Source organism: Streptomyces aurantiacus JA 4570, assembly GCF_000414115.1.
In the GTDB taxonomy this organism is placed as follows: Bacteria; Actinomycetota; Actinomycetes; order Streptomycetales; family Streptomycetaceae; genus Streptomyces; species Streptomyces aurantiacus_A.
Window position 1 is genome coordinate 1 of the sequence record NZ_AOPZ01000172.1, and the last position, 8,925, is coordinate 8,925.

Here is an 8,925-nt window from a genome sequence, read left to right on the forward strand (position 1 = left end):
CCGGGGGCGGAGCCCCCGGCCTACGACCCCGCTAGGACCCCGTCCAGGAACGGCTCGATCGCCTCGCGCCAGCCCTCCGGGCGGTCGTAGTGGACGAGGTGGCCGGCGTCGGGCACCTCGGCGTAGGCGCCGCGGGGCAGCACGCGGACCATCTCCTGGGCCTCGGCACGGCCCAGCTCGCCGTCGAGGCCGCGGACGACGAGGGCGGGGCACTGGACCTGGATCAGCTCCTCCCAGTGCGCGTCGTACACCCACGTCTCGCGGGACTTCAGCATCTGGGCGGGGTCGAAGACGGGACGCCAGCCGTCCGGGCCCTCGGCCATGATCTCGGAGAAGAAGGCGCCCCGCGAGGGGTTGGGGCGCTCCACCCACGGATCGTCCTCGCCGAACCACTTCCGCACGTCCGCGAGCGTCGCGAACGGCACCGGCCAGGACTTGAACCAGTCCTCCCACTCCCGCTGGGAGGCGGCGCCCAGGGCCGACGCGCGCATGTCGCAGATGATCAGGCCCCGGACCAGGTCCGGGCGGCGGGCGGCGAGCTGCCAGGCGGTGAGCGCGCCCATGGAGTGCCCGATGAGCACGGCGGGGGCGAGGCCGAGCTGCTCCAGGGCGGCCTCGGCGTCGTCCACGTACGCCTCGCGGTTGAAGGGGCCCTCGGCCGGCTTGTCGCTCTGGCCGTGCCCGCGCTGGTCGAGCGCGACCGCGCGATGCCGCTCGGAGAGCCAGCGGGCGGTGCCCGCCCAGTGCGAGGCGCGGCCCATCAGGCCGTGCAGTAACAGCACGCCACCCGGGGCCGAATCGGCCTCCCTGGATTTGGGAGGGTCGGCATACTCCCAGGCGGCGAGGCTCACTCCGCCCGCGCCGGTCACGTCGATGCGCCGCACCATGGTCCCAGGCACCCCCCTTGACTCCGCTCGGGTTGTTCACTCACGCACCCCGGCACGCTATCGAACCCTCATTCGAAAACGGCCGTCTTGCCGATAACACCCCTCGTTCGGGTGACCATGCTCAAGGATTGACCGCCTCCGCCGAGGGGAGATCTTCAACGGGGGGCGGACCGCTCGGGGAAATCGGTCCGAGGGGGGTGACCCTGGGAGCTCGGGGCTCCGGGTCAGCACAGGGGAGGACAGGCCCCGGCGCTCAAGGGCGCCGGGGCCCTCTGCGTGCAGGGCGTGCGTGAGGTGCGCGGCGCGCGGCCTGCCGCGCCCCGCGCGTGTCCGTTCACCAGCCGGGCACATCGTCTGCCCCCTCTCCGGCCTGCGGCCAGGACCCGGTGAACACCCGACCAAGTCCTGATGCCGACACGGTCAAGAGCCCTCAGGTCATATGCCTCTCGCGACAGCCTCGCACGCAAACCGTCCCCGCGCTGCGATTCGGCACACTGAATCTTGGGCTCCGGCGGGTCTCGGACTCGTCTCAACTGCCCCTGTCATAACGCTTGTTGACAGCGGCGACGAGGCCGGGACCCGGCCCGGAGCCGGACGCCGTCAGCGCTTGGCGACGAACACGTGCGACGCGACGTCCGCCGCGAGCTCGGCGGCCTCGCCGCTGCTGCCCACGAGTACCCCCCCGGCGGACTCCGTCACGCTCACGACCGAGCCGGGCTGCACGCCCGCGCGCCGGAGCGTGTACATCAGCTGGGCGTCCGTCTGGATCGGCTCGCCGATGCGGCGCACCACGACCGTCTTGCCGTCCGTGCCCGGGTCGAGGTCGATCAGGGAGACCATGCCCTCGTCCAGGAACGGGTCGGCGCCGTCCTTCTCGCCGAGCTCTTCCAGGCCCGGGATGGGGTTGCCGTACGGCGACTCGGTGGGGTGGCGCAGGAGCTCCAGGACGCGGCGCTCCACCGCCTCGCTCATCACGTGCTCCCAGCGGCACGCCTCGGCGTGCACCTGCTCCCACTCCAGGCCGATCACGTCGACCAGGAGACATTCGGCGAGGCGGTGCTTGCGCATCACGCGCGTGGCGAGGCGGCGGCCCTCCTCGGTCAGTTCCAGGTGCCGGTCGCTGGCGACGGCCACCAGGCCGTCACGCTCCATCCGCGCCACCGTCTGGCTCACCGTCGGACCGCTCTGGTCGAGCCGCTCGGCGATCCTGGCGCGCATGGGGACGACACCCTCCTCCTCCAGCTCGAGGATGGTGCGCAAATACATCTCAGTGGTGTCAATAAGCCCCGACATGGGTGCCCCTCAGAATTCGCTCGTGCGCTGGCCCTGCCCTCAATTCTGACGCATACCACTGACAAGCGGGTTGCGCCGGGGAAACAGGCTCTACAGCGGCGGCCCGTGGCCGTATTGACAGGGTGCTGGTCCAGACCGCACCGTGATCCGCGACACGACGGGAAACGGCGGGACGAAGGGGTTTCGCGGATGAGCGACGGTACGCGTGACGGTGGCGGAACGGGTGGGGGCGGCGGGGCGAGCACGCCCGGCGACCGCGACCTCTCCGGGCGGTATCTGGACGCCGCCATCGGCCTCCTGCAGCGCGTACGCGACGAGGAGGCCGGCCGCATCACCGCCGCCGGCGAGCTGATCGCCGACGCCGTCGCCGCCGAAGGCCGCCTCTTCGCCTTCGGCGCGGGCCACTCCTCGCTGGCCGCCCAGGACGTCGTCTACCGCGCGGGCGGCCTCGCCCTGATGAACCTGCTCTCCGTGCCCGGTGTCGTCGGCGTCGACGTGATGCCCGCCACGCTCGGCTCCGCCCTGGAGCGCGTCGACGGGCTCGCGGGCGCCGTCCTCGACTCCAGCCCGGCCCGGTCCGGCGACGTCCTGGTGATCATCTCCCTCTCCGGGCGCAATTCGCTGCCCGTGGAGATGGCCATGAACGCCCGCGCGATCGGCCTGAAGGTCATCGGCGTGACGTCGGTGGCGTACGCCACGGAGACGAAGTCCCGGCATGTCTCGGGGACCTTCCTGAAGGACCACTGCGATCTTGTCCTCGATTCCAAGATTGCCGTGGGGGACGCGGAGCTGACCCTCGACTCGGTCGACGCGCCCTTCGGGCCCGCCTCCACGATGGTCGCCAGCGCGCTCATGCAGGCCATGATGGCCACGGCGGCGGCCGCTCTGGCCGCGCGGGGTATCCAGCCGCCTCTGCTGCGGTCCGCGAATGTCGACGGGGGCCATGACTGGAACGGGCGGGTTTTCATCGAGTACGGGGATCGGATTTTTTACCGGCACTGAGCGCTCCGCGGGTTGGGCGGGTTTCTGCCTGCGGGCCGGTGGGGGCTGGTCGCGCAGTTCCCCGCGCCCCTGAAAACCCCGGTGCTCGGGAAGTGGACCGTTACCCGGAGGCCGCCTCCCGTCCCGTTCGCCTTCGCCTGCGTCGTGCCTCCGTGTGCTCTCGCTATCGCTGTCACTATCGACAGGCCCAGGCCCGTGCCCTCGCCTGGGGCGTGGGTGCGGTCGTGCAGGCGGCGGAAGGGCTCGAAGAGGTGGGTGACGGACTCCGGCGGGATGTCGGGGCCCGTGTTGACCACGGTGATCCCCGTGGTCGCGGTGTGCACCTGGACACGGCCGCCGGGGACGTTGTGGCGTACGGCGTTGGCGATCAGGTTGTGCACCAGGTGTTCGAGCAGGACGCCGTCGCCGTGGACGGTGAGCGGCTCCGCGCGCACATCGACCGTGACGGTACGGCGGGCCGCCTCCTCCGCCAGCGCGGCGGCCACCTCGCGGGCGGTGACGTCCAGGGCCACGGGCTCCTGCCCCGGCGCGTCCGCCGGGCCCTGCTCGGTGGTGGCGAGCAGCAGCAGGCCCTCGATGAGGCGCTCGCTGTCGTCGGCGACGGAGATGAGCTTGGCGCGGATGCGGGCGACCCGCTCGGGCGCCGGATCCCCGGCGAGCCCGATCTCGGCGGCGGCCCGCTGCACCGCCAGCGGCGTACGCAGCTCGTGCGCCGCGTTGGCCGCGAACCGCTGCTGCGCGCCGACCAGCCGCTCGATGCGGTCGAGCATCGCGTCGAAGGTGTCGGCGAGCTGCTTCAGCTCGCCCGGGGGCGCGTCCAGGGCGATGCGTTCGTGCAGGTTCGAGCCGGACAGGCGGCGCGCGCTGTCGGTGATCACGGCGACGGGGCGAAGCACCCGCCCCGCCATCCACCAGGCGAGCGCGACGGACAGCACGGCGTACGCGGTCAGGACGATCACGGAGATGGTGAGCAGCCGGCTGAGCGCGGCCTCCCCGGCGGCGTCGCTGAGCCGCGTCACCGCCTGCGCGGGCACGGTGTCGGCGAGCACCAGGGGCCGCGCGGGCGCCGCCGCCGTCCGCCCTGCCGTCGGCAGCGTCGCCCACGGCGGGCTCAGGGCGTCCCGGTCGACCCTGGCCCCGGGCACGGCCGTGGTGACGGCCGTACTGATCGACGAGTACAGGCCCTGCTGCACGAGCAGGTACACCACGCCGGTGAGCAGCGCCCCGGCCAGGACGAGCAGGACGCCGTAGAGGGCGGTGAGCCGGGCCCGCTCGCCGCGCATGCTGCGGGGGCCGGGCACGCGGGGGAAGCCGGGGACGCGGTGGGTGCCGGGCACGCGGGGGAAGCCGCCCGCCCTCACAGCGACCGCCCCGATATCCGGTATCCCGCCCCCGGCACCGTCTCCACCACTCCCGGCTCCCCGAGCTTCGCGCGGAGCTTGGAGAGGGTGACGCGGACGGCGTTGGTGCGGTAGCTGGTGTCCTCCTGCCAGACCTGTTCGATCAGGTCCTCGCCGCTGACGACCGCGCCGTCCGCGCGAAGCAGCGTCTCCAGGACGGCGAACTCCTTGCGGGACAGCGACAGGTGCCTGCCGTCGCGGCTGGCCTGGCGCCGAGCGGTGTCCAGGACGACGCCGGCCCGCTCGATGACCGGCGGCAGCGCGGGCCGGGCGCGCCGCCCGAGGGCGAGGACGCGGGCGAGCAGCTCGTCGTACGCGAACGGCTTGGTCAGGTAGTCGTCGGCGCCGAGCCCGAGGCCCGCGACCCGCTCGCGCACCGTGCCCGCCGCCGTGAGCATCAGGACGCGGGTGAGCAGCCGCTGCCGTACGACACGGCGGCACACCTCGTCGCCGTGCACGCCCGGCAGGTCCCGGTCGAGCACGAGCACGTCGTACTCGCCGAGCTGGAGCTTGCGCAGCGCGGTCAGGCCGTCCGCCGCCACGTCGACCGCGAGCGCGTCGCGGCGCAGCCCGTCGGCGATCATCTCGGCCAGGAATTCCTCGTCCTCCACCAGCAGTACGCGCATGCCGCCCTGTGTACCCGAGGGCCACCTTTCGCCGGTGTAAAGGTTTGCCGTGAGAGAGACGAAACCCCGCTTCCCGTGAACCTGTCCCGCAGCGGCCGCGACCAGCGCCGGCCACCGGACACCAGGGGAAGCCATGACACGTACCCGTACCCGTACCCGCAGCCGCTCAGCCGGGCTCGCCGCCGCGGGCGCCGCCCTCGCGCTCTTCGCGGCCGCCTGCTCCGACGGGGACGACGGCGGCGGCAAGAAGGACAACGGTGGCAAGGAGAACGCCGCCGACAAGGCGTTCAAGGAGCGCGAGTGCCTGCGCAAGCACGGCCTGAAGGTGCCGGAGCCGAAGTCGGGCCAGGACGGCAACGGCATCACGATCGGCGGGGACCTCAGCAAGGAGAAGATGCAGAAGGCCCTCAAGGAGTGCACCGGCAAAGGGCCGGGATCGGCGGGCGGCGGGATCTCGGCGGCCGACAAGGACAAGATGCTCAAGTACGCGCAGTGCATGCGCAAGAACGGCTTCAACATGCCCGACCCGAAATTCGAGGAGGGCATGGCGCGCGCGATGCCCGCGCCCAAGGGCGCCGAGATGAAAAAGATGGAGAAGGCCGCCAAGGCGTGCAAGGGCATCGTCGGATGAGGCGGCGCACGGCAGTCGTCTCGACGGTGGTCGCGCTGCTCGCGGTCACCGGCGCCGGTGTCGCCGTCACCGGGCACAGCGGGCTCATGGGGGACGGCGGCGACGACGGCGGACCGGCGCGCGGCGCGGACCTGCCGCCCGCCACCGCGCCCGTCGAGCGCGGCGACCTCAGCAGCGGCACCCAGGTCGACGGCACCCTCGGCTACGCCAAGGAACGCAAGGTCAACGCGGGCGGCGCGGGCATCCTCACCTGGTCGCCGGGAGCGGGCGACCAGGTGAAGCGGGACGGGCGGCTCTACGAGGTCAACGGCACGTCCGTGCGCCTGATGTACGGCACCCGGCCCATGTACCGCACGCTGAAGTCCGGCTCCGAGGGCGAGGACGTACGGCAGTTGGAGCTGAACCTCCAGGCGCTCGGCCACGCGGCCGGGCTCGACATCGACGACACGTACACCGCCGGTACGGCCGCCGCCGTCAAGCGCTGGCAGAAGGCGCACGACCGCAGGCAGACGGGCCGGGTCGGGCCCGGCGACATCGCCTTCTCGCCGTCGGCGGTGCGGGTGAAGTCGGCGGACACGGCGGTCGGCGACCAGGTGTCGCCGGGCAGGCCGGTGCTCACGACGACCGCTTCCGAGCGGGTCGTACGGTTCCAACTCGATGTGTCCGAGGGCAAGTTGGCGAAGGTCGGCACGAAGGTCGAGGTGGCGCTGCCGGACGGCTCGTCGGCGTCGGGCCGGGTGGCCTCGGTCGGCCGGACCGCGAAGCCCGGCGACGACCCGGCCGACAAGACCCCGAAGATCCCGGTCACGGTGACCTTCGACGACCCGTCCGACGTGGGCGGCTTCGACCAGTCCCCGGTCACCGTGAACCTCACCGGCGAGACCCGCGAGAACGTCCTGTCGGTGCCGGTCAACGCGCTGCTCGCGCTGCCCGGCGGCAGCTACGGCGTGCAGGTCGTCGAGGGCGGCCGGGCGCGGCAGGTGAAGGTGGGGCTCGGCATGTTCGGCTCGGGCCGGGTGGAGGTCAGCGGCCCGGGGCTGCGGGCGGGGACGAAGGTCGGGGTGCCCAAGATATGAGCACGCAGCCAGAGGTCGTGCCCGCGGGCCCCGGTGCCACCCCGGGCCCGGGCCCCGCCCCCGGACCCCACCCCGTGGTCCGCCTCGCCGGTGTCACCAAGGAGTACCCGGGCGGTGTCGCCGCGCTGCGCGGCGTCGATCTGGACGTGGGGGAGGGCGAACTCCTCGCCATCGTCGGCCCGTCCGGCTCCGGCAAGTCCACGCTCCTGCACATCGTCGGCACCCTCGACCGGCCCACGGCGGGCACGGTGGAGATCGCCGGGCACGACGTGGCGACGCTGTCCGACCGGAGCCTGTCCGCGCTCAGGGCCCGCCGCATCGGCTTCGTCTTCCAGGCGTTCCACCTCGTCCCGGGCGTCAGCGCCCGCGACAACGTGGCCGAGGGCCTGCTCTACTCCGGCCTGCCGCGCGCCGCGCGCCGGGCCCGCGCCGCCGAGGCCCTGGACCGCGTCGGCCTCGCCGACCGCATGCGCCACCGGCCGCACGAGCTGTCCGGCGGCCAGAAGCAGCGCGTGGCCATCGCCCGCGCGGTCGTCGGCGAACCGGACCTGCTGCTCGCCGACGAACCCACCGGAGCACTCGACTCCGCCTCCGGCGAGGCGGTCATCGAACTCCTCCACGGCCTCAACTCCGAGGGCGCGACGATCGCCGTCATCACGCACGACGCGCAGATCGCGGACCGGCTGCCGCGGCAGGTGCGGATCCGGGACGGCCAGGTGGTGGGGGACGTACGGGACGTGCGGGACGTACGAGCGACGTACGAGCAGGGAGCCGTGGCGCGATGACCGACCACCGTACGAAGCGGTTGCGCGCCGCCCGGCTGAGCCCCCGCGACGTCGCCCACGTCGGCGCGTCCGGCCTTCGCAGCCGCCCGACGCGTGTCGTCCTCTCCGCCCTCGGCATCGCGATCGGCATCGCGACGATGGTCGCGGTGGTCGGCGTATCGGCCTCCAGCAAGGCCCAACTCCTGGAGCGGCTCGACAGGTTGGGTACGAACATGCTGGTGGCCGAGCCGGGTGACCCGCTGTTCTCCGGGGAGAAGCTGAAGCTGCCGAAGGACGCCGTGGGGCGGGTGTCGCGGATCGCGGGCGTCGAGGGCGTCGGCGCCACCGGCGATCTCGAACGCACGGTGCGGCGCAGCGAGAAGATCCCCGAGGACGAGACCGGCGGCATCGGCGTCAAGGCGGCCACGGAGGGCCTGTTGGAGGTGCTGCGCGGCGAGATGGCGAGCGGGACGTGGTTCAACGCGGCCAACTCCCGCTATCCGTCGGTCGTGCTCGGCCATGTCGCCGCCCAGCGCCTGGGCGTCACCTCGCCCGGCCGGCAGGTGTGGATGGACGACCGCTACTTCACGGTGCTCGGCATCCTCGCCCCGCTGCCGCTCGCGCCCGACGTCGAACGCGCGGCGCTCACCGGCTGGTCGGCGTCGCAGTCGCTGCTCGGCTTCGACGGCCACCCGACGTCGGTGTACGAACGCTCGGCGGACGCGGCCGTCCACGACGTGCGCAAGCTGCTCGGCCCGTCGATCTCGCCGCAGAGCCCGCGCGACGTGAAGGTCACCGACCCGTCGGCCGCCCTCCAGGCGAAGGCCGACACCGAAGGGGCCTTCTCCACCCTCCTGTTGGGCCTCGGCGGCATCGCCCTGCTGGTCGGCGGCGTCGGCGTGGCCAACACCATGATCATCTCGGTCCTGGAGCGGCGGTACGAGATCGGGCTGCGCCGCTCCCTCGGCGCGACCCGCGGCCAGATCCGGATCCAGTTCGTCACCGAGTCCCTGATGCTTTCGGGGCTCGGCGGGCTTGTGGGTGTCGCGCTCGGCGCGGCGGCGACGGCCGCGTACGCGGCGTCCGGGGGGTTGCCGTGGGTGGTGCCGCTGTGGTCCGTGACGGCGGGGTTCGCCGCGACGCTGGCGATCGGGACGATCGCCGGCCTCTACCCCGCGGTGCGGGCGGCGCGGCTTTCGCCGACGTTGGCGTTGCACGCGGCGTAGGTCCCTGCCGGGGGCTTCCC

The 8,925-nt window shown here is 73.0% G+C and carries 9 protein-coding genes; 5 read left to right on the plus strand and 4 right to left on the minus strand.

Features of this window, described 5'->3' with window-relative positions:
• Positions 1–20: 20 nt before the first annotated feature.
• Both STRAU_RS17970 and STRAU_RS17975 read right to left on the minus strand, forming a co-directional pair.
• On the minus strand, positions 21–887 hold the full coding sequence (locus STRAU_RS17970; RefSeq protein WP_016641771.1) for an alpha/beta fold hydrolase: 867 nt from the start codon (positions 885–887) through the stop codon (positions 21–23).
• Positions 888–1,487: 600 nt separating this feature from the next.
• Positions 1,488–2,180, minus strand: a complete 693-nt coding sequence (locus STRAU_RS17975) for an iron-dependent transcriptional repressor DtxR (protein ID WP_030361523.1) — start codon at positions 2,178–2,180, stop codon at positions 1,488–1,490.
• Positions 2,181–2,369: 189 nt separating this feature from the next.
• Between STRAU_RS17975 and STRAU_RS17980 the strand changes: the two genes are divergently transcribed.
• Positions 2,370–3,182, plus strand: a complete 813-nt coding sequence (locus tag STRAU_RS17980; protein ID WP_016641773.1) for an SIS domain-containing protein — start codon at positions 2,370–2,372, stop codon at positions 3,180–3,182.
• Here the strand turns inward: STRAU_RS17980 and STRAU_RS17985 are convergent.
• Both STRAU_RS17985 and STRAU_RS17990 read right to left on the minus strand, forming a co-directional pair.
• Positions 3,170–4,465 (minus strand): sensor histidine kinase, encoded by a 1,296-nt coding sequence (locus tag STRAU_RS17985; RefSeq protein WP_016641774.1) that lies wholly within the window; start codon positions 4,463–4,465, stop codon positions 3,170–3,172. The genes STRAU_RS17980 and STRAU_RS17985 overlap by 13 nt on opposite strands.
• Positions 4,466–4,539: 74 nt before the next feature.
• Entirely contained in the window at positions 4,540–5,208 is a 669-nt protein-coding gene (locus tag STRAU_RS17990) for a response regulator transcription factor (RefSeq protein WP_016641777.1), read from the minus strand.
• Positions 5,209–5,341: 133 nt separating this feature from the next.
• Here STRAU_RS17990 and STRAU_RS17995 point away from each other — a divergent pair, with 133 nt between their 5' ends.
• Genes STRAU_RS17995 through STRAU_RS18010 form a run of 4 tightly spaced genes read left to right on the plus strand, consistent with a single transcriptional unit; the run spans position 5,342 to position 8,905 of the window.
• Positions 5,342–5,839, plus strand: a complete 498-nt coding sequence (locus STRAU_RS17995) for a hypothetical protein (protein WP_016641775.1) — start codon at positions 5,342–5,344, stop codon at positions 5,837–5,839.
• On the plus strand, positions 5,836–6,915 hold the full coding sequence (locus STRAU_RS18000) for an efflux RND transporter periplasmic adaptor subunit (RefSeq protein ID WP_078621306.1): 1,080 nt from the start codon (positions 5,836–5,838) through the stop codon (positions 6,913–6,915). The genes STRAU_RS17995 and STRAU_RS18000 overlap by 4 nt, the downstream gene beginning before the upstream one ends.
• Positions 6,912–7,700, plus strand: coding sequence for an ABC transporter ATP-binding protein (locus tag STRAU_RS18005; RefSeq protein WP_052029140.1), 789 nt, complete (start codon positions 6,912–6,914; stop codon positions 7,698–7,700). The genes STRAU_RS18000 and STRAU_RS18005 overlap by 4 nt, the downstream gene beginning before the upstream one ends.
• Positions 7,697–8,905: an ABC transporter permease gene (locus tag STRAU_RS18010; RefSeq protein WP_016641779.1), complete on the plus strand. Its 1,209-nt coding sequence runs from the start codon at positions 7,697–7,699 to the stop codon at positions 8,903–8,905. Before STRAU_RS18005 ends, STRAU_RS18010 begins: the two co-directional genes overlap by 4 nt.
• The last annotated feature ends 20 nt before the right edge of the window (positions 8,906–8,925 follow it).